This is a genomic window from Lentzea flaviverrucosa (assembly GCF_003350445.1).
Lineage (GTDB): Bacteria > Actinomycetota > Actinomycetes > Mycobacteriales > Pseudonocardiaceae > Lentzea > Lentzea californiensis.
Genome location: NZ_QQAU01000002.1, coordinates 190,155 through 209,783, shown reverse-complemented (window position 1 = coordinate 209,783; position 19,629 = coordinate 190,155). Strand labels below are relative to the sequence as shown.

The 19,629-nt window shown below is 69.6% G+C and carries 19 protein-coding genes; 8 read left to right on the top strand and 11 right to left on the bottom strand.

From position 1 onward, the window contains the following. The first annotated feature begins 10 nt into the window (after window positions 1-10). From DFR72_RS07095 to DFR72_RS07085, 3 genes are read left to right on the top strand one after another with little or no spacing between them, the layout of a single operon-like run. Window positions 11-790, top strand: a complete 780-nt coding sequence (locus DFR72_RS07095; RefSeq protein WP_090066773.1) for an enoyl-CoA hydratase/isomerase family protein — start codon at window positions 11-13, stop codon at window positions 788-790. After that, complete coding sequence (locus tag DFR72_RS07090; protein WP_090066540.1) at window positions 780-1,736, top strand: class I SAM-dependent methyltransferase; 957 nt, start codon at window positions 780-782, stop codon at window positions 1,734-1,736. Before DFR72_RS07095 ends, DFR72_RS07090 begins: the two co-directional genes overlap by 11 nt. A 1-nt stretch (window position 1,737) precedes the next feature. Continuing rightward, window positions 1,738-2,898 (top strand): THUMP-like domain-containing protein, encoded by a 1,161-nt coding sequence (locus DFR72_RS07085; protein WP_090066539.1) that lies wholly within the window; start codon window positions 1,738-1,740, stop codon window positions 2,896-2,898. On the opposite strand, the gene DFR72_RS07080 is transcribed toward DFR72_RS07085, so the two are convergent. Further along, the gene (locus DFR72_RS07080; RefSeq protein WP_090066538.1) at window positions 2,857-3,444 is read right to left on the bottom strand and encodes a TetR/AcrR family transcriptional regulator; all 588 of its coding nucleotides are present in this window, start codon (window positions 3,442-3,444) and stop codon (window positions 2,857-2,859) included. The two genes, DFR72_RS07085 and DFR72_RS07080, sit on opposite strands and share 42 nt — an antisense overlap. Window positions 3,445-3,534: 90 nt before the next feature. On the opposite strand from DFR72_RS07080, the gene DFR72_RS07075 reads away from it, so the two are divergent. Beyond that, window positions 3,535-3,924, top strand: coding sequence for a DUF4267 domain-containing protein (locus DFR72_RS07075; protein ID WP_090066537.1), 390 nt, complete (start codon window positions 3,535-3,537; stop codon window positions 3,922-3,924). Here the strand turns inward: DFR72_RS07075 and DFR72_RS07070 are convergent. The 4 genes from DFR72_RS07070 to DFR72_RS07055 form a co-directional block, all read right to left on the bottom strand. Further along, complete coding sequence (locus tag DFR72_RS07070) at window positions 3,878-4,585, bottom strand: hypothetical protein (protein WP_090066536.1); 708 nt, start codon at window positions 4,583-4,585, stop codon at window positions 3,878-3,880. The two genes, DFR72_RS07075 and DFR72_RS07070, sit on opposite strands and share 47 nt — an antisense overlap. 24 nt (window positions 4,586-4,609) lie before the next feature. After that, window positions 4,610-6,448, bottom strand: a complete 1,839-nt coding sequence (locus tag DFR72_RS07065) for a hypothetical protein (RefSeq protein ID WP_090066535.1) — start codon at window positions 6,446-6,448, stop codon at window positions 4,610-4,612. Window positions 6,449-6,512: 64 nt separating this feature from the next. Beyond that, entirely contained in the window at window positions 6,513-9,770 is a 3,258-nt protein-coding gene (locus DFR72_RS07060) for a GH92 family glycosyl hydrolase (protein ID WP_090066534.1), read from the bottom strand. Window positions 9,771-9,828: 58 nt separating this feature from the next. After that, window positions 9,829-10,683, bottom strand: coding sequence for a nucleoside hydrolase (locus DFR72_RS07055; RefSeq protein WP_090066533.1), 855 nt, complete (start codon window positions 10,681-10,683; stop codon window positions 9,829-9,831). 128 nt (window positions 10,684-10,811) lie between these two features. Between DFR72_RS07055 and DFR72_RS07050 the strand changes: the two genes are divergently transcribed. Next, window positions 10,812-11,564: an acyltransferase gene (locus DFR72_RS07050; RefSeq protein WP_090066532.1), complete on the top strand. Its 753-nt coding sequence runs from the start codon at window positions 10,812-10,814 to the stop codon at window positions 11,562-11,564. Between the two features lie 4 nt (window positions 11,565-11,568). Here the strand turns inward: DFR72_RS07050 and DFR72_RS07045 are convergent, their stop codons facing one another. The 5 genes from DFR72_RS07045 to DFR72_RS07025 are packed head-to-tail and all read right to left on the bottom strand — an operon-like array spanning window position 11,569 to window position 16,192. Further along, entirely contained in the window at window positions 11,569-12,345 is a 777-nt protein-coding gene (locus tag DFR72_RS07045) for an SGNH/GDSL hydrolase family protein (protein ID WP_090066531.1), read from the bottom strand. 48 nt (window positions 12,346-12,393) lie between these two features. Then, window positions 12,394-13,641, bottom strand: coding sequence for a glycosyltransferase family 4 protein (locus tag DFR72_RS07040; RefSeq protein WP_090066530.1), 1,248 nt, complete (start codon window positions 13,639-13,641; stop codon window positions 12,394-12,396). 4 nt (window positions 13,642-13,645) lie between these two features. Beyond that, window positions 13,646-15,109: a 1,4-alpha-glucan branching protein domain-containing protein gene (locus tag DFR72_RS07035; RefSeq protein WP_090066529.1), complete on the bottom strand. Its 1,464-nt coding sequence runs from the start codon at window positions 15,107-15,109 to the stop codon at window positions 13,646-13,648. Beyond that, entirely contained in the window at window positions 15,106-15,834 is a 729-nt protein-coding gene (locus tag DFR72_RS07030) for a class I SAM-dependent methyltransferase (protein ID WP_245982614.1), read from the bottom strand. Before DFR72_RS07030 ends, DFR72_RS07035 begins: the two co-directional genes overlap by 4 nt. Window positions 15,835-15,844: 10 nt before the next feature. Continuing rightward, the gene (locus tag DFR72_RS07025) at window positions 15,845-16,192 is read right to left on the bottom strand and encodes a hypothetical protein (RefSeq protein WP_090066528.1); all 348 of its coding nucleotides are present in this window, start codon (window positions 16,190-16,192) and stop codon (window positions 15,845-15,847) included. A gap of 120 nt (window positions 16,193-16,312) precedes the next feature. Here DFR72_RS07025 and DFR72_RS07020 point away from each other — a divergent pair, with 120 nt between their 5' ends. Beyond that, window positions 16,313-16,963 (top strand): TetR/AcrR family transcriptional regulator, encoded by a 651-nt coding sequence (locus tag DFR72_RS07020; protein ID WP_090066527.1) that lies wholly within the window; start codon window positions 16,313-16,315, stop codon window positions 16,961-16,963. Here the strand turns inward: DFR72_RS07020 and DFR72_RS07015 are convergent, their stop codons facing one another. Then, on the bottom strand, window positions 16,964-17,806 hold the full coding sequence (locus DFR72_RS07015) for a DegV family protein (RefSeq protein WP_170176164.1): 843 nt from the start codon (window positions 17,804-17,806) through the stop codon (window positions 16,964-16,966). A 315-nt stretch (window positions 17,807-18,121) separates the two neighbouring features. Here DFR72_RS07015 and DFR72_RS07010 point away from each other — a divergent pair, with 315 nt between their 5' ends. Next, window positions 18,122-19,072: a coiled-coil domain-containing protein gene (locus DFR72_RS07010; protein WP_090066525.1), complete on the top strand. Its 951-nt coding sequence runs from the start codon at window positions 18,122-18,124 to the stop codon at window positions 19,070-19,072. Beyond that, window positions 19,069-19,623 (top strand): hypothetical protein, encoded by a 555-nt coding sequence (locus tag DFR72_RS07005; protein ID WP_143086741.1) that lies wholly within the window; start codon window positions 19,069-19,071, stop codon window positions 19,621-19,623. Before DFR72_RS07010 ends, DFR72_RS07005 begins: the two co-directional genes overlap by 4 nt. Window positions 19,624-19,629 lie beyond the last annotated feature (6 nt).

The following is a 19,629-nucleotide window of genomic DNA, read 5'->3' as shown; positions in this document are numbered from 1 at the left end:
GGAGGGCTGCGTGGCTGAGTTCGTGAGGCTTGAGGTTCAGGACGGGATCGGCACGATCCGCCTGGAGCGGCCGCCGATGAACGCCCTGAACCGGCAGGTGCAGACCGAGCTCCAGGCCGCCGCGAAGGAGGCCTCGGAGCGTTCGGACGTCTACGCGGTCATCGTGTACGGCGGCGAGAAGGTCTTCGCGGCCGGTGCCGACGTCAAGGAGTTCGCGCAGATCTCCCACGCCGAGATGACGCTGCGGGCCAAGGGCCTGTCGGACGCTCTCGGCGCGCTGGCCTCGGTGCCGAAGCCGACGGTCGCCGCGATCACCGGGTACGCGCTGGGCGGCGGGTTCGAGGTCGCTCTCGGCTGCGACCGCCGCATCGCCGGTGACAACGCGAAGGTCGGCCAGCCCGAGATCCTGCTCGGCCTGATCCCCGGCGGTGGCGGCACGCAGCGCCTCGCCCGGTTGATCGGTCCGTCGAAGACCAAGGACCTGCTCTACACCGGCCGGTTCGTCGGCGCCCAGGAGGCGCTCGAGATCGGCATGGTCGACGAGGTCGTCGCGCCCGACGACGTGTACGCCGCGGCCGTGCGGTGGGCCAAGCAGTTCGTCAACGGGCCCGTGCTCGCGCTGGCCGCGACGAAGGCCGCCGTCGACGGTGGCCTTGACACCGACCTGGAGTCGGGCCTGAAGCTCGAAAGCCACCTCTTCGCGGCGCTGTTCGCGACGGAGGACAAGAAGAACGGCGTGGAGTCGTTCATCGCGAACGGTCCCGGAAAGGCGAAGTTCAGTGGCAACTGATCCGGCACCGAACCCGCACGCGACCGCGGAACAGGTCGAGGCGGCCTACAAGGACACCAAGCTCGCGCAGGTGCTCTACCACGACTGGGAAGCGGGCACGTATGACGAGAAGTGGTCGATCTCGTACGACGACCGCTGCATCACCTACGCGACGGACCGCTTCCGCGCCGCCGCGGGTGACGTCGGCCCGTACGAGCACGCGCTGGAACTGGGCTGCGGCACGGGTTTTTTCCTGCTGAACCTGATGCAGGGCGAAGTGATCAAGAAGGGCTCGGTCACCGACCTGTCGCCCGGCATGGTCGAGGTCGCGCTGCGCAACGCCGAGCACCTCGGCCTGGACGTCGACGGCCGCGTCGCCGACGCCGAGCGCATCCCGTACGACGACAACACGTTCGACCTCGTCGTCGGTCACGCGGTGCTGCACCACATCCCCGATGTGGAGGCGGCGATGCGCGAGGTGCTGCGGGTGCTCAAGCCCGGCGGCAAGTTCGTGTTCGCGGGCGACCCGACGAACATCGGCAACTTCTACGCCCGCAAGCTCGGCCAGGCGACGTGGTGGCTGACCACCAACATCACCAAGGCCGTGCCGGTGCTGGGGGAGTGGCGCCGTCCGCAGGAGGAGCTCGACGAGTCCTCCCGCGCCGCCGCGCTGGAAGCTGTGGTCGACCTGCACACGTTCGACCCGGACCAGTTGGAGGCCACGGCTCGCCGCGCCGGTGCCGTCGGCGTCCGCGCCGTGACCGACGAGCTGTCCGCGGCTCTGTTCGGCTGGCCGGTGCGCACGTTCGAGGCCGCCGTGCCGCGCGAGAAGCTGGGCTTCGGGTGGGCGATGTTCGCCTACCGCACCTGGCAGAACCTCACGTGGGTCGACCAGAACGTCCTCTCGAAGGTGCTGCCGCGCGAGGTGTTCTACAACGTGTCGATCACCGGCAAGAAGACTTCCTGAGTTGGGCTACGCGTTCACCACTGCCGACGTGGCGTTCCTGCGCTCTGCCGCCGGAACCGCCGCGCTGGCCGAGGTGGACGCGTTGCCGTTCTCCGAGGCTTCCCGGTTGCGCGACGTCGAGACGGCTCGCAAGCTCCTCGGGTCTTCTTTCGCCCCGGTCGTGGAAACCGTGCTGCTGCGGCGTCGGGCGGTGTCCAAACTGGACTCCGCTTCGTCGTGGCTCTTCACCGACGACGCCCTGCAACAGGCCACGGCTTCCACGGTCGCCCGGCATCGCGCGCTGCGGTTCGCCGGTCGATCCGTGCACGACGTCACGTGTTCGGTCGGTGCGGACCTCTCCGCGCTGAGCGAGGTGGCCTCCGTCTGCGTCGGTTCGGACCTCGACCCGGTGCGGCTCGCCATGGCGCGCAACAACGTTCCGGGGCGGCTCGTCGTCGTCGCCGATGCCCTGCGTCCGGTGTCGCGGGCTTCGGCCGTCACCGCTGATCCGGCTCGCCGTGACTCGTCCGGCCGCCGCAAGTGGAACCCCTCGGACTTCGTGCCGCCGCTGGACGAGTTGTCCGAGGTGTACTCGGGTGTCGATCTCGCGGTGAAGTGCGCTCCCGGCATCGACTTCGCCGTCGCGCCATGGGCCGCCGAGATCGAGGTCGTGTCCCTCGACGGCGCGGTCCGTGAAGCCTGTCTGTGGACGAGGGGCCTTGCCACGCCAGGGGTCACGCGCCGCGCCACCGTTCTGCACGGCTCCGACTCGTGGACCCTCACGGACGCCGAGCCGGACGACTGCCCGGTCGCCCCGCCCGGCGAGTGGATCATCGATCCGGACGGCGCCGTCGTGCGCGCCGGTCTGGTGCGTCATTACGCGGCCCGGCACGGGTTGTGGCAGCTCGACGAGCGCATCGCGTACCTGAGCGGTCCCAAGCCGCCTCCGGGCATCCGGGCGTTCCGCGTGCTCGAACACGGCCACTACACGGAGAAGTCGCTCAAGTCGTTGCTGAAGACGCGGTCGGTCGGCCGGCTGGAGATCCTGGTGCGCGGCCTGGACGTCGACCCGAACACGATGCGCAAACGCCTGAAGCTCTCCGGTTCCGCCTCGGCGACGGTCGTGCTGACGCGGATCGGCTCAAAGCCCGTCTTCGTGCTGTGCGAGGCTGAGCGCACCTAGCAGCAGGTCGAGACGGGTCTCGTCGTGCTCAGGCCGCAGTCTCCCGCCCTGCACGAGCGTCGCGATGCCGTGCAGCGAACTCCAGAAGACCTCGGTCAACGCCTCCAGGTCTCGTTCGCCTCGGACGGGCTCGACCGCGGCGACCAGTTCCCCGAACGCGTCGAGCAGTTCCTGCGGCACCTCGTCCGTGCCCCACGGGATGTCGGACTGCTGCACGAACATCGCGTCGTAGAGCGCCGGCCTTCGTCGCGCGAACTCCAGGTACGCCTCCGCCGCGGCCCGCAGCCGTGACTCCCCTCGTGACGGACGGGCTTTCCGCAGCAGCCTGGCCAGCTCACCGCACCCCTGGATCGCGACCGCGCGCGCGATCGCGTCCTTGCCCTTGAAGTGGCTGTAGAGCACCGGCTGGCTGTACTCGACCTTCTCCGCGAGCCGGCGCGTGGTGACCGCGTCCCAGCCCTCCGCCTCGGCCAGGTCCCGGGCGGCGTCGATGATCAGCTGATGGCGTTCGGCACGCTCGCGCTCACGCCGGTTCTGGATGGTCACGACGTTGAATCTAGCACTGCTAGACATTCGAGCGCTCCTAGTGTTAGCGTCGCTCTTGTCGCTAGCAGTGCTAGATCTTCGGAGGATGCAATGCGTTTGACCACGATCATGGGTTGGCTCGTCGTGCTGGCGGGCTTCTACTTCGGCCTGAGCTACCTGCTCAACGGCGACGGAGCGGCTGCGGGCTTCGGCATCACCGACCCGGCCGGCTACTACGTCGTGAAGGGCGTGCGCGACATCGCCTACGCGCTGACGGCCCTGATCCTGCTGCTGATGGGCCAGCGCCGAGCCCTGGGCTGGGTGGTCCTCGCGGACTCGATCATCCCGATCGGCGACTGCCTCGCCGTGATCACGCACGGCGGCACAGTGGGCTACGCGCTCGCGGTGCACGGATCGGCGGCCGTGCTCGTCCTGCTCACGGCGGCATTGCTGCTCAGGGAGACAGCGCCCGCACGGCCTCACGCAGTTCCGGCTCAGTGATCTCCCCGAGCAACAGCCCGGTCAGCACCCGGAACGCCCGCCGCAACTCGTCGGGATGGGTGGACAGCACCACCGTCCCGGCGAACGCGTCGGCGTCCCGCAGGTCGTCCAGCCCTCGCCCCTGCACCGCGTTCACGCCTTCGCGCAGGCACCACAACGACATCACGTGGTCCCTCATGCCGTTGATCATGTAGAGCGCCTGCCACCCACGCCCGCGCGCGATGGACGACCGCGCGTGCAGGGCGTACAGCCAGGCGAGGCCGACCAGCTCGTCCCGGTCGGGCTGCCCGGCCTGCGGCAGCTGGTTCGCCTCACCGAACAACAGCTTGAACGTCGGCCCGGTCGCCCCGAACCCGTCCGACGGCCAGAACGCTATGTCCACCTGCAGCGTGGACCGCATCAGGAACACGCGGAACAGGGTCTTCCCGCTCCGCACGTCGAGATGACCGACAGCCCCGCACGCGTACATCAGGGCGGTCCAGTCGGCCACCACCGCGTCGACGTCCCGCTCGACCGACAAGGCGAAGTCGATGTCCGACCAGCGATCTTCCCGGCCCACGGCCGCGGACCCGGTGAGCGCCGCCCCGACCACCCGCGGGTCGACGTCGGCGGCGTTGACGAGATCACGACGCAACTGGTCGCGTTCGGAAACCGAGAACACGCTCCAACCCTATTGGTCGCGACTTCAGCCCGGCTTGCGCACCAGGTTCGTGTACCCGGCCAGCGCGAGCGTCGCCAGCCCCCACACCGCGAGCTGCACCAGCCAGATCGCCGCGGTGAACGCCTGCCCCTTCTTCGACGCGCTGTCGAGGTCGCACCGCGCCCGCATCCCGGTCATCGCCAGCGGCAACCCGCGGTCCAGCCCGAGCCCGATCAGCTCGACCGTGGAACAGGGAGTTCCGGCCCCGGTCGTCGCGGTCGTCACCCGTTCGGCGGTGAGGTGGCCGGGCCGGGTCTGCACCTGCCCCGCCCACCAGCCGATCGCCCCGGCGACGACGAGGACCAGCAGCAGCGCGGCGGCGGTGCGGCGAGCCCGGTAGCCATAGCCGGCCAGCGCTCCCCACAGCCAGTGGAACCACCGCGTCGACGTGCTGCCGAGTGACTGGGGACTGCGGCGGCGCAGATCGGTCTGCTGCGCCATGAGGATCTGCCGCACCAGCCCGTCGTGCCCGGCCGCCCGCTCGACAGCGGCGAGGCGCTGGTAGGCCGAAGCGTGGTAGGCGGGCGTGTGGCAGCGAACGACGTGCAGCCACTCCTCCCAGTCCCAGCCGGACGCGAGCGACGTGTAACCGAAGTGTTCGAGGCGCACGAGTCTCTTGTGCCCGCACGTCGTGCCGCGGCCGCGATCGGGACACAGGCCGGAGTGCGGCAGGGCCACCATGGCGCCCACCGTCGTGTCCCGGAGGTCGAGCACCGGAGCCGACTCCGGCTTCGTCTCCAGTTCGACCGTCTCCCCACAACCGAACCTGTTGGCGATGTGGGCCCCGGTCATCTTGAGCGCCGGGGCTTCACCGCCTGCGCAGAGCCGGGTCCGGCCGGCCAGGGCCATGGCGCTGTCCACGCGAACGCGGTCGGCGGTGATCGCGGGACCGATGGCGTTGGTGATCGTCGTGTCGGTCAGCGCGAAGGCCCCTCCGATGCGCCCGCCGACCAGGTTCACCGCGCCGGCCTCGTCGTGCCCGCTGATGCGGACGTCGTCCCTCAGAACGAGGTTTCCGTTGACTTGGACGCTGTTCGCGGCGATCGCCGCCGCTGTCGCACTGGTGATCTCCGTGCTCCCCAGCCCGAACTGTCCTGAGATGTGAGCGCCTCGGAGGTCGAGTCCTTCACCGTGCGCGCTGATCCGGTTCCTGTTCCGGAGGAGGACGCTGCCGCCGATGACGGCGCTGTCGAGGACCAGCGCGGGCCCGGTGTCGTTGGCGATCTCGGTCTCCACCACGTCGAAGTCCGACGAGAGGTGAGCGCCGGTGAGGTTGATCGCGCCGCGGCGACCGTCCCCGCGGATCCGGACCCCGTCGCGGAACGAGACCTGCCCGTCGACCTCGATGCCTCCTGCCTCGATCGCGGCCCCGGCGGTGTTGGTGATCTCCGCGCCGGCGAGGTCGAGGTCCGCTCCGACGTGGGCGCCGACGAGTCTGACCGCGCCGAGCGGGCTGTCACCGGTGATCCGGACGCCGTTGCGCAGGAACAGGACGCTGTCCACCTGGAGGCTGTCCGCGTGGATTCCCGCACAGCGTCCGCCGTTGAAGATCAGGTTGGGCAGGCTCGCGTAGAGGGCCGTGATCGGCTCGTCGATCGTGCAGTGGTTGAACGTGAGGCCGGCTGAGGCTTTGACGCGGGTGAGGTCGAGGACGCCATCGAGTCGCGCGCCGGTCAGCCTCACCCCGCACGGGTCGAGCTCACCGTGGTGGCCGAGCAGCAACTCCCTGATCAGGCTCGCGCGCACCACGTCGTCGGGCTTCGCGCACTCCAGCCACGCGCCGTCACGGGCCGCCTTGACGAGTCGCTGCTCGATGTCAGTCACCGCAGGATCATCCGCTCGGCAGGGGCGGCCCGGCCGGTGAACCGAGCCGCCCCACCGGTATGGACTAACCCAGTGCCACGGCGAAGACGTGCATGTTCACGTCGTCCGGCAGCACGACGGACGCGAGCGTCTTGCCTTCGGGAGCCACGTACGTCTTCGTCGCGAAGATGTGCGTGGCGACCTTTTCGTTGCCACCGCCCAGCGTGTTGCGGTACGGCGTGTTCGCGAGGATCACGTTGCCGAAGCTCGGCGCCGCCCCGCCACCGCCCAGCGTCCAGTCGCTGAAGCCGATGTCCACCGACGCCGTGGTGCCGTCCGTGAACGTCACCGCGGCCGGTTTCGTCCGCGCTCCGTTGGTCGCGGAACCGACGAAGGCGAGCCGGGTTCCGGACAGGGCAAGCGTTTGCTTCGCCGCCGTCGCGTTGTCGGGCCGGCCGGGCGGTGACGACGGCCAGGTGAACGTGAGGCCGTCGACGGTGCTCGTGCCGCCCGGCGTGAGACCGGCCGTGGCCAGTGCCTCGCGCGAGTAGCTGTAGCCGCCGCCGTCGAAGTCGCCCTCACCGTCGGCATCGGCCGAAGCACCGACGTTGTTCACCGCGGCGAGCATGCTGCCCGCCGGAGCCACCTTGATCGTCTGGGGGAGCACGACCGGCTTGGCGGCGCCCTCGACGTTCACCGTCACGGTGATGTCGTAGAAGCCCTGGGGCGTATCGGGTTTGGCCGTGACCGTGAACTCCGAAGGCACGGCACCGGTGGTCGGCGTGAACGTGAGCGAGTCCGAGCCGGTGATCGTGTAGGTCGCCTTCGGGTCACCGTCGTAGAGCTTGACGGAGTCGACCTTCGCCGTGACCGACTTGCCCGGCTCCACCACGAGCTGCCGCGGTTCGACCGTGAGGAAGTACGGCTGGTCGTGCTTGATCGGCTTCTCGCCGTCGCGGAACGACGGCGGGGCGTCCGAGGCACCCGTGCCCCACGCGGAAGGGGCCTTGCCCAGCACGAAGTCCAGCTTGCCGCCGCGTTCCACGAACGACTCGGGCAGCCAGGTCTTCGACGTCGCGCGACCGTTGACCTTCAGCGACTGCACGTACTTCGTGGCGGTGTTCGCCGCGGGCGCGGTGATGGTGATGTCCTTGCCGCCACCTCGGTTGATCTTCACCGACGTGAACAGCGGGCTGCTCAGCACCAGTTCGGCGCGCGACGGCACCTGCGGGTAGATGCCCATCGAGGTGAACACGAACCACGACGACATGGCGCCGAGGTCGTCGTTGCCGGGAATGCCGCCGGGGGCGTTCTTCCACAGCGTGTTGATGGTCTCGCGCAGCGTCTCCTGCGCCTTGGCGGGCTGGCCGGTGTAGTTGTAGAGCCACGGCACGTTCACCGACGGCTCGTTGTCCAGTTCGGACTTGGCGCCGCCGCGGCCGGTCAACGCCCAGGTGCCGTCGGCGTTGTGGAAGAAGTCGTCCAGTCGCTTGGTGGCGCGCTCACGGCCGCCCAGCGAGTCGACGAGCCCGGCGACGTTGTGGGTGACCATCCACGTGTACTGGGCGCTGCTGCCCTCGACGAACCCGTTGCCCGTGTCCGGCGTGAAGTCCTTGACCCACGTGCCGTCGGCGTTGCGGTTGCGGATGTAGCCGCCGGTCCTGTCCGCCACCGGGTCGAAGTTGTTCTGCCACCACTGAGCGCGTTCGGCGAACGTCTTCGCGATCTTCTTGTCGCCCGTGCGCTCGGCCAGCTGGCTGATCGCGAAGTCCGCCGCGGAGATCTCCAGGGTCTCCGCCGCGCCACCCCAGGCGTTCGACACGGCCGGCATGTACTTGTTCTGCAGGTACTTGTCGAGCGACGGCCGCTGCCCGACCGACATGACGGCCCAGCCCTCCTTGCTCAGGTCCAGCGCCGTGGGCACGGTCGCGGCCTTGACCAACGACTTCAGGGACGACTTGAGGTCGTACTTGTCGCCGCCGAACGCCGAGATGGCGGCGAGCGCGATCGGCGCGGGGTCGCCGTTCATGACGTGGGTGCCGCCGCCGTTGTGCGTCCAGCGGTCCCACACGCCGTTGTTCTGCTCGGCCTGGTTGAGCAGCGACTGCGCGATGTCCGAGCCGATCTGCGGTTCGAGCAGGGTGAGCAGCTGCAGCTGCGAGCGGTAGATGTCCCAGCCGGAGAACGTGCCGTACTGGGCCTTCTGCCGTCGCTTGTCGATTTTGTGCGTCTTGCCGTCGAACCCGGCGTACTCGCCGTTGACGTCGCTGAACAGGTTGGGGTGCAACAAAGAGTGGTACAGCGCGGTGTAGAACTTGGTCCGCTCGTCATCGGAGCCGCCGCCGACCTCGATGCGCCTGAGCTGCTTCTGCCACGCGATGTACGCGTCGTCCCTCATGTCCTCAATGGACTGGCCCTTGTTCTCGGCCCTGAGGTTCTCGCGCGCGTTGTCCAGGCTGACGTAGGAGATGCCGACCTTGACGCCCACCTGGCTGCCGGGTGCGAACCCGAGGTACGCCCCGGAACCCTTGCCCAGCACCGGCCAGCCGTTCGTCCCGTACGTCGTGCCGCCCTTGGAGGACGTGCTTCCGGGCGTGACAACGTTGTCCTGGTACGTGCCGACCTCGGTGAACTCCTGGTCGAACTCCGCCACGAAGTGCAGCGTGTAGTAGCTGCGGCGACCGGCCTGGTTGATGTAGCCGCAGAAGTTCCCGCTGGTCACGGACCCGGTGATGGTCCGCTTGTCCTTGTCGACCACGGTCTGCGCGTCGCTGCTGCCGACCTGCGACTTGGAGGTGTTGATCAGCACCGTCGCCGGTTTGTCGGCGGGGAAGCTGAACCGCGCGGCACCGGTGCGTTCGGTGGCGGACAGCTCGGCCTTGGCGCCGGACTTGAGCGTCACGTCGTAGCGGCCGGGCTTGGCCACCTCGTCGGTGTGCGCGAACTCGCTGGCGTAGACCGCGTCGGTCGCGTCCGTGGTCGGCGAGGTCGTGACGGCCCCGACGTGCGGGAAGATCGGGATGTCACCGCTGCCGCCCGCGCAGCCCGTGCCGGACATGTGGGTGAGGCTGAAGCCGCGGATCTTCGTGGCGTCGTACCGGTATCCGCCGGGGGCCGCGGCGCGCAGGGTGTTGCCGCGGCTGGCTTCCGGGCTGAAGGAGAACATGCCGAACGGCACGACCGCGCCGGGGAAGGTGTTCCCGAGGTTGGTCGTGCCGATGAACGGGTTCACGTGTGCCGCCGGATCCGGCACCACCTGAATCTGGGGCTGAGCGGAGGCAGGGACCACTCCGAACGTCATGGCCACCGCCACCGCAGCTGTCGTGAGGACTCTTCGCTGCATGGTCGCGGACCCTACTTACCGTGCCCGCACAACCCCAGAGAGCGACGCGAAGTTGTCGTCAAACGGACAAGCGCTGCTCCATGAAGGCCCTCAGCGCGGGCCAATCGCAGTCCTCCGCGACCTCTACCTGGTGCTTTCCCCCGACGAGCGCACCCTCGTCGTCGATGTCGAGCCCGTGCACCCGGAGGCTCAGCGTCCCGGGCACGATCGCCTCGGCCACCGCGACGGCGTCGTGGACCAGGATGCCCTCCTCGCGTCCCGACAGGTTCTGCTCGGAGTGCCGCGCGAGGTACTCGCGGTAGGTGCCGGTGAGGTTGCTGAGCACCGGGTCGACGTTCGCGAGGAACTCGGTGTCCGCGATGCACTGCTGCGTCAGGTTGAGCGGCACCACGATCGGGTTGCCCCGGCGGATCACCGTCCGCGCCGCCGCGGCGTCGGCCCAGAAGTTGAACTCCGCGCGCACCGTCATGTTGCCGATGCCGAGCCCGCCACCCATGACGATCAGCCGCGGGAACTCGATGCCGGCCTCGAGAGCGGCGGCGATGTTCGTCAGCGGCCCGATCGCGGCGACCATCGTGTCCGGCGTGAGGTTGTCGGCGAAGAACCGCACCGGATCCTCGCCGTGCACGCCCTTCGGGTTCTCCGGCAACGTGAGCGCCTGCCCGCCGAGCCCGTCCTCCCCGTGCACGTCCGCCGCACCGCCCGGCCCTTCGAACCCCCGCACCACCGGTACGTCGGTGCGCCCGAGGTGAGCCAGCAGGCGCAGCGCGTTGGCCGTGGTGAGGTCGAGCCCGACGTTGCCGAAGACGGTGGTGAGGCCTTTCAGTTCGACCTCGGGGCTGCGGGCCGCGAGCGCGATCGCGAACGCGTCGTCGACGCCGGGGTCGGTGTCGATGATGAGAGGAATCGCCATGCGTCCAGCTTGTCAGCGGAAGGCGTCCCGCACCCTGTCGAGCTGGTCACGCAACCTCAGCCGGCCGACGTCGGCCACTGCAGAACCGTTTCCGGCGCTCTGACCGCTCGAAGTTAGAGTCTTCGTCCATGACGAGCATGTGGGGCGCCCCGGTCTGGACTCGCTGGCGCAGGTCGCGCCGTGACCCGATGCAGGCGCGGTTCCTCACGCTGGCGTCCCTGCGCTGGGTCCTGCGCCACCGCGCCTACACGCCCTGGTACATCGTGCGGTACTGGCGCCTGCTGAAGTTCCGCCTGCTCAACCCGCACGTCGTCCTGCGCGGCATGGTGTTCTTCGGCAAGCGCGTCGAGGTCATGGCCCGACCGGGCTTCGGCCGCCTGGAGATCGGCCGCTGGGTGCACATCGGTGACGGCAACGCCATCCGCTGCCACGAGGGGTCGCTGCGCATCGGCGACAAGGTCGTGTTCGGCAAGGACAACACGGTCAACTGCTACCTCGACATCGAGATCGGCGCGTCGTCGCTCGTCGCGGACTGGGTGTACATCTGCGACTTCGACCACAAGGTCGAGGACATCACGCTGCCGATCAAGGACCAGGGCATCGTGAAGTCGCCGGTGCGGATCGGGCCGGACTGCTGGCTCGGCGCCAAGGTGACGGTGCTGCGCGGGACGCGCGTCGGGCGTGGCTGTGTGCTGGGCGCGCACGCCGTGGTGCGCGGGGACGTGCCGGACTTCAAGATCGCGGTCGGGATGCCTGCCCGGGTCGTGCGGGACCGGCGGGCCGACTACGAGGCCGACGCGCAACGGCGCGCGGACATCGCGGACATGGCCCGCAAGGCCAAGGACGCCTTGACCAAGCGGGCGGAGGACGCGTCGGCCTGACTGCTCAGCGAGCGACGCGCTGCGGCCAGGTCAGCGGCGCGAGCTCCGGGCGCTTGGGCACGAAACCGTCGCCCGGCTGCCGTCCGATCAGCTTGTTGCGCGTCCGCGAGTACGCGACCGGCAGCACCTGGTCGCGCAGCCACCGCCAGTGGTCCAGCACCGACGCGGGCGCGGCCCTGCCCTCCAGCGGCGCCAGCCAGGACTCGTCGAACGGGATGCCGAGCGCCGACAGCACGTGCCCGGCCAACCGCCTGTGCCCCAACGACGACAGGTGCAGGCGGTCCGGGCCGAAGTAGCGCGAGTCGTGCACGCACTCGTCGGTCTCCACGTCGACCAGGATCGCGCCGTAGCGGGCCGCAGCGGTGCGCATGGCGGAGTTCAGGGTCTCGATGCGGGGGCGCATGCGGCGGCCGAACGGCATGCGGTGCGAGATGTCGCTCAACGTGAAGACGGCGACGGTCGGCGCGAACGACGTCACGGCGCGCACCATCGCGTCCGCCCGCTCCGCGATCTGCTCCTGAGTCGCACCGGACATCACGTCGTTGCCGCCGCCGAAGAGCACCACCAGGTCGGGCTCCAACGCCGTGGCGGACGGGACCTGCTCCACCAGCATCTGGTCGAGACGGCGGCCGCGCACGGCGAGGTTGGCGTAGCGGAAGCCCGGCGCGTCCAGTGCGGACGCGACCCGGTCCGCCCAGCCGCGGTACCGGCCGTCGGGGAGCAGGTCGTCCAGGCCCTCGGCGCAGCTGTCCCCGAGCGCCACGAAGCGTTGGTAGTTCATTCAGTCCTCGGTCACCTTCTGTTCACGGGACCGGCGACTGTAGCGGACCTAGGTGAACAGATTTCCCGTCGCGATCTTGGGCCGGCCGAGGACGCGCGGCTCCCGCACGACAGCGGACTCGTAGACCGACGCCGTGCCGGCCGCGATCTTGGACCAGTTGAAGTCGGAGACCAGGCGAGCCTTGGCGGCGCGCGCACGAGCGGCGGCCGAGGCCGGGTCGGACAGCACGTCCCGCACGGCCCGAGCGAGTCCGTCCACGTCACCGGGGGCGAACGACAGGCCGGTGACACCGTCCAGCACGACCTCGCCGAGCCCGCCGGCGGTCGACGCGACCAGGGGCGTTCCGGCGGCGGCCGCCTCCAGGGCCACAATGCCGAAAGGCTCGTAGCGGGAGGGGAGCACGACGGCGTCGGCCGCGGTGAGCAACGCGGCCAGGGACCTGTCGGAGAGGTGGCCGACGAACTCCACGGCCCGCAGCACGCGGTGTTTGCGCGCCTGGTCCTGCAACCACTCGGTCTGCGACCCGCCGCCGGCCACGACCACGCGCGTGCCGCGGTGGAAGCGCCGGATCCGGGGGAGTGCGGCGATCAGGTCCTGGATGCCCTTCTCCCACTCGATCCGGCCGAAGAACAGCAGCAACGGATCACCGTGCGGCGAGTACGTGCGGCGGGCGGCTCCGACGTCCTTCGCGCGGACCTTCCAGCCGCCCGGCTCGATGCCGTTGTGCAGCACGGAGACCTCGGCGGTGTCCACTTCGAACAGATGCGCGACCTCGCGGCGCATCGCCGACGAGCAGGTGATCAGCGAGTCGGCGCGGTTCGCCAGCCACCACTCCACCGAGTGCACCTGCTGGTTCAGCGGGTGCGACAGCCAGCCCGAGTGCCGGCCCGCCTCGGTCGCGTGGATCGTCGCGACCAGCGGTACGCCGAAGGCCTCCGCCAGTGCGACGGCCGGATGCGTCACGAGCCAGTCGTGCGCGTGCACGACGTCCGGGTGCCAGGAGCCCAGCGCCAGCCCGGCCCGCGTCATCGTGTGTCCCATGGCGAGCGTCCAGGCCAGCAGGTCCTTCTCGAACACGAAGTGCGCGGGGTCCTCGGCGACCCGGATCAGCCGCACGCCCTCGCTCACCACGTCCACGGTGGGGTGGGTGATCGCGTCGGTGCCCGACGGTTGACGGCACAGCACGACGACGTCGTGCCCCTGCGCGGCCAGCTGTGTCGCGAGCGCGTGGACGTGCCTGCCCAGCCCGCCGACGACCACCGGCGGGTACTCCCACGACAACATCAGCACGCGCATCCCGTTACCCCATTCCTCGCGCGTCCAGATGCCCGAACGGGCCGTCCGCCGCGCGGAGCTCCGTTGCTCTGCCCAGTCCGCGACCGCTTCGCGCCAACGACGCGAGCTCGCTGAAGCGGTCGCTGTGAATCTTCGCGCGGTAGCGGGCGTAGTCGGCGGCCGAGTCCTTCGTGACCATGAAGGCCCAGTCGCTCGACAACGCCAGCAACGCCTCGCGCACCGCCTGGTCCAGCACCGGGTTCCTCACGCCGGCGGAGAAGTCCAGCCCCAGCAGTTCCTTCTGCACCGACTCGTTCAGCGACACGATGTCCGACACCTGCGCGCCGTCCCACACGCGCCAGTCCTTGCCGCTGCCCCACGACGACGCCGGCAGCTCTACCGGCGCACCCACGTGCCCGGCCTCGACGGCGCCGCGCAACGTCGTCACGCGCACGCCCGCCTCCGGCAACGCCCGCAGCACGGCCTCCAGCCACAACGGACCTTCGTGCCACCAGTGCCCGAACAGCTCGGTGTCGTAGGCCGCCACGACGAGCCCGCCGTCGATCGCCCGCAGCCGGCGCACGACCGTTTCCACGAAATCGGCCACGTGCCGGTCGAGGGCTTCGCGTGCCAGCGACGGGTCGTACGGCCGCTTGTCCTCCGGCGCCACGTTCTTACCGGTCACGCGCGACGGCTTGAGGCCCGTCGGGTGGTCGTAGGTGTGAAAATCCCGGTACGCGGCATCGCCCGGATAGCCGACCTTCGGCGACCAGACGCGGTACGAGACCTCCAGATCGCGTCCGAACGCCAGCACGTCCGACGAGCCGACGGGGTGCGCGGACGAGGTGTCGCCGCGCAGCGCGGGCCCGTCGACCATGAACCGCCGCACGCCCGCCGCCGCGTAGCCGTCCTCCATGCCGGGCGAGTAACCGCACTCCGGCGCCCAGATGCCTTCCGGCGCGCGTCCGACGCGCAACGCGGTGTCGTCCAGGCCGGTCCGCAGCGCGAAGGCCCGCACCCGCGGGTCCAGCAGCGGCTGGAAGGGGTGCGTGGCCGGTCCGCCGAGCAGCTCGATCGCCGAGGAGTCCACAAGGGACCTCAGGACGGGCGAGAACCCGTGCCGCCACTGGCTTTCGAACCGGTCGAGCGCCCAGGATGACGCGCGGTGCTCGTACGTGGACAGCTCCGGCAGCCGTTCCCCGGCGAGGTGCGAGCGCAGGTGCCAGTTGCCGAGCCAGTCGTGCATGCCCCGCAAGCAGTACGGGTCGTCCAACTGTGCGGCCAGGACCGGGGTGATGCCCAGCGTCAGCACGTCGGAACGGCCCTCGTCGGCGAACCGCCGCAGCATGTCCACGACGGGCAGGTACGAGTGCGCCCACGCCTGGTAGAGCCACTCCTCGCCGACCGGCCACGCGCCGTGGTGCGCGAGCCAGGGCAGGTGGCTGTGCAGGACGAGGCAGAACGTGCCTTCGGAAGCTTTCGCCGTCACGCGCGCACCGCCACGGCCACGAGGTCGAGGCAGCCGTCCATGTCGTCAGGGGTGATGTCGAAGTCCCGCACCGTCACCGACTCCACAGCCTCCTTGAGCTCGGCCGGCCACGGCGCGCCGGACAGCGCGACTTCGACCTGTGCGTTGATGATCTGTCCGTTCAGGAGCGTGTCAAGCCTTCGTCCGTGACGCAGCCCCGTCAGTTCGTCAACGCGGAAACCTGCGTCGCGCAGCATCTCGTCCAGTTCGGACGGTGCCAGTTCCCTGGTGTGGAACGGGTTCAGCGGCGTGTCCTGGCCGGGTGAGAACGTCAGCCTGTTCGGGGTCGTCACGATGAGCTTGCCACCGGGGCGCAGCACCCGCCGGCACTCCGCCAGGAACCCCTCCTGGTCCCACAGGTGCTCGATGACCTGCAGGTTCGCCACGACGTCGACGCTGCCGTCGCGCAACGGAAGCGTCGCCAGGTTGCCGCGCAGCACGTCGAGCCGCGGGTACGCCTGCGATACGTGCCGCGACGTCAGCTCGTCGTAGTCGAGGGCGATCACGCGGCGCGCGACCGTGCGGATCAGCTGCGCACCGTAGCCCTCGCCGCAGCCCGCCTCCAGCACGACGGCGTCCGCGCAGTGGCCGATGAGGTGCAGATACGCCGCCTCATGGCGCCTGAACCAGTAATTCTCTTCCGCGATACCGGGCACGGTGCGTTCGCCGGTCAGGGGGAGGGTCACGCCGGCCAGGTTACTTGTCAGTAGAGCGCCTGCGAACTACCTGGTGCGCGATGGCCACGACGACACCGGTCGCGGCGAGCGCCGCGGTCGTCGCAGGGCTCATGTACTTGGACAGGCTGGGAGCCTCGCTCGGACCGGCGAGCCACATGGTCAACGGGATGGCGTAGGCGAGCGTGAGCGCTCCCGTCCACCAGCGCAGCACCCGCGAACGGCGGTCGCGCAGGCTTGCGACGAGCACGACGGCGATCGGAATCCCGGAGAGCAGGCCGAACTGGCCGATGACCATGACCGGGGCCGCCCAGGCCGCGACCAGGACCGACTTCGACGGGTGAGCAGTGGTGTTCGTGGTGGTCGTCATTGTGATGCCCCTCTTCCGTTAGTGCCACTCGCGTAAGTTAGATGCTCTAACTGTTGTGACATGGAGAAGCTAAGCTGAAGGTGGTGTGACTGTCAATAACGAATGTGAGAGGGTCTAACCATGGTGACGGAGTCTGAGGCGGACATGGGGCGGAACCCTCGCGAGCGCTACCGCGCCCAGGTGCGCGAAGAGGTCAAAAGGCACGCGTGGGAGCAGATCGCCTCGGCTGGCGTGACAGCGTTGTCACTCAACGCCATCGCCAAGGAGATGGGCATGAGCGGTCCCGCGCTCTACCGGTACTTCGCGGGTCGCGACGAGCTGATCACCGCGCTCATCCGGGACGCCTACCGCAGCCTCGCCGACACCGTCCGTGCCGCGCATACGGCGGGCACGACCGTCGTGGGGCTCGCCGCGGTCATCAGGGAGTGGGCGCTGAGCGACCCGCACCGGTACTTGCTCATCTACGGCACGCCTGTGCCCGGCTACCAGGCGCCCGACGACATCACCGCCATCTCGAACGAGATCCTGGCGGTGCTGCTGGAGGTCTGCGGCGGCGCGCCGGACGAGCAGCCGCGGTCCCCGTTCGACGCCGTCCTGGGCCTGAACCGCGGGTGGGCGGGCGCCCTGCCGGCGTCGTCGCCGACGGTGCATCGCGCCCTGTCCTTCTGGACCCGCCTGCAGGGCGTGCTCTCGCTCGAGCTCGCCGGGCACCTCACGCCGCTGGGGTTCGATCCGGGGCTCCTCCTCGCGGAGGAGGTTGCGGACCTCTGATCAGTACGGCGAGACCGTGACGGCCAGCGCCCCCGGCCCCACGTTCGCGCCGATCGCCGCGCTGACCTGCGTCAGGACGACGTCGCGGGCGTGCGGGATCCGCTTCTGCAGCATCTGGAGCAGTTCGTGGCCCTCCTTCTCGGCCGCGAAGTGCTCGACCGCAAGGTCCGCGTTGCGCCCGTAGGCGAGCGCCACGGCCTTGTCCACGAGCTTCGCCAGCGCCCGGTCGCGGCCGACGACCTTGTCGAACGGCTCCACCTCGCCGTTCACGACCGTGAGCAGCGGCTTCACCGAGAGCGCGTCGCCGAAGAGCTTCGCCGCCGCGCTGACCCGACCGGCCTGGCGCAGGTAGTGCAGGGTGTCGACGTAGATCAGCACGTTCGCGTCACGCCCGCGCTGCTCGGCGACGCTGCGCGCGTTCTGGACGTTGCCGCCGCTCTGCACGATCCGCGCGGCCGCGAGCGCCGCGAACCCGAGCGTCATCCCCGACGAGTGCGAGTCCACGATGAACACCGGCACGCGCGACTTGGCCGCGGCCGCCTTCGCCGCGTCCGTCGCGGGGGAGAGCTTCGGCGTCACGTGCACGGAGATGATCGTCTCCGCGCCCTTCGCCCACGCGTCCTGGTAGGCCCAGAAGAACGCGTCCGGCGCCGGCGGCTGCGTCGTGATCGGGATCTGCGCCTCCATCGCCCGCAGCAGCCTGTCGGTCGGCACGTACGCCTCGTCGATCAGTTCCGACCCGATCTTGAGCTGCATCGGGACCGTGATGATCTTGAACCGGTCCGCCAGACGGGCCGGGAGTGACGCGGTCGAGTCGGTGACGACGGCTACTCGTGAGGACACGAACGAGGAGGTTAACGAAGGGTGATCGAAGTAGCCACGACCGATCGAAGGTAATTCGTGTGATGTAGGCCTGGCTGGTCGCTTTCCGTGTGCGGCGAACGCACGGAGTGAACACCCCGGAAAGGCGTCCTACTTGACACAATCGGGTGACTGACCGACGTTTGGTGTTGATCTAGGGGCAACCTGTTTTCCCAGCGGAGAGCCATTATTCCAAGTGTTACATCATGCTCGTCCGTCCACTTTCGACGCTGGTTGGCCCTCTCTGCCGTGGGTAAGCTCGCCCAATCTTCAGCCCGGTTGAGTGAGTAGGTGACCATGGGTGCAAAAGAGCAGGAACTAGTTCCGCTGCACGCCGGTTTTGACGTTGTCTACCGAGGTTTTCACCGACGTCAGGTCATCGAGCACATCGAGAATCTCGAGGAGCAGCTGCGCTTCACGAGCCTCGACAGGTCCGAGGCGCTGGCGCAGGCAGCGGATTTGCGCAAGCTGCTGGAAATGACGCGTCAGGACCTGGAGGACGCGCGCGCCAGGATCGAACGCCTCGAGTCCACCTCGGGCACGCACGCGAGCGCCACCGAACGGATGCACCGCATGCTCCGCCTCGCCGAGGAGGAGACGGCGGAGATGCACCTGCAGGCCGAACGCGAGTGCACCGACCTTCGTGCGCGCACCGACGTCGAAGTGGCCGCGCTGCGCGCCGAGGCCGAGCGCGAGTCCGCCGCCATGCGCGCGGAGGCCGAGTCCGAGCTCTACGCCTCACGTCAGGACTGCGCCACCCGCGCTGCCGCCATGGAACGCCGCGAGCTGGAGATGGAACGCCGCTGCGCCGATCTCGAAGCCCAGCACCGCCAGCGCGCCGACGAGGTGGAGCGCGAGTGCGCGGAGGCGGTCGCCGAGGCCCAGGCCGACGCGGACATGCTGCTGCGGGAGACCGCGCTCCAGTGCAACTCGCTGGAAGCCGACTCCGAGCGCAAGCGCGAGAAGGCCCAGCAGTTCTTCGAACTCACGATGACCCGGCGCCGCAACGAGGCCGCGCAACACCTGCAGGAGCAGGAGGCGCTGGCCAGGGCGCGCTCGGAGTTCGTGGTGAAGATGGCGTCCCGCGAGGCGCAACGCAGGCTGGCCGAGGTCGCCGACCGCACCGCCGAACTGCACGAGCTCAAGCGCGTCGTCCACTCGCAACTGTCCGCGGCCCGCGCCGCCCTGTCCGTGGCCGCCGACCGGGTCGCCCCTGTGCACATCCCTGAACAGGTCGCCGCGTCGTGAAGCGCTGGGTCCCGCTAGTAGTCGGTGCACTGATGGTGCCCGCGTCGGTGACGGCGTTCGGGTTCTCCGTGTACGGCGACGAACTGGAGACAGCGCTGTCGTCGTCGCCCGCGGTGCCCGCGGTCCTGGCCGGCCCGGTGCCGGTCTCCGACTTCGTGGCACCACTGCGAATGGAGCCTCCCGCACCGGTCCTGCTGTCCGCCGCGGTGGCGCAGCAGGCGGTGCGCGACCTGTTCTCGGCGCACGCCGTCAAGGGCATCACGTTCGCGCCGGGCACCGCCTCGCTGGCGGGCCGTGGCGAGGACGTGCGGCGGTCGCTGGCCGGCGTGCTGCGCAACGTCACCGGCTCGGTGACGCTGGTGGCGCACGCGTGGAACGGCGAGACGGCCTCGCACCGCTGCGACGTGCTCGCGATGGAGAGAGCAGGCCTGCTGCGGCAGTACCTGGCCGAGCAGGGCGTGGACAAGGTCGTCGCCACCCGCGTGATCGTGGACCCCGTGTGGGGCCCGCCCACGGATTTCGGTCCTCAGATCGACGTCCTCGTCAGCTAGGAGCCT

Bases quoted from the DNA above. Each gene is read 5' to 3' on its own strand.
- DFR72_RS07075 (WP_090066537.1), top strand. From the start codon at position 3,535: ATGCGTTTGACCACGATCATGGGTTGGCTCGTCGTGCTGGCGGGCTTC.
- DFR72_RS07060 (WP_090066534.1), bottom strand. From the start codon at position 9,770: ATGCAGCGAAGAGTCCTCACGACAGCTGCGGTGGCGGTGGCCATGACG.
- DFR72_RS07055 (WP_090066533.1), bottom strand. From the start codon at position 10,683: ATGGCGATTCCTCTCATCATCGACACCGACCCCGGCGTCGACGACGCG.
- DFR72_RS07050 (WP_090066532.1), top strand. From the start codon at position 10,812: ATGACGAGCATGTGGGGCGCCCCGGTCTGGACTCGCTGGCGCAGGTCG.
- DFR72_RS07045 (WP_090066531.1), bottom strand. From the start codon at position 12,345: ATGAACTACCAACGCTTCGTGGCGCTCGGGGACAGCTGCGCCGAGGGC.
- DFR72_RS07040 (WP_090066530.1), bottom strand. From the start codon at position 13,641: ATGCGCGTGCTGATGTTGTCGTGGGAGTACCCGCCGGTGGTCGTCGGC.
- DFR72_RS07025 (WP_090066528.1), bottom strand. From the start codon at position 16,192: ATGACGACCACCACGAACACCACTGCTCACCCGTCGAAGTCGGTCCTG.
- DFR72_RS07020 (WP_090066527.1), top strand. From the start codon at position 16,313: ATGGTGACGGAGTCTGAGGCGGACATGGGGCGGAACCCTCGCGAGCGC.
- DFR72_RS07010 (WP_090066525.1), top strand. From the start codon at position 18,122: ATGGGTGCAAAAGAGCAGGAACTAGTTCCGCTGCACGCCGGTTTTGAC.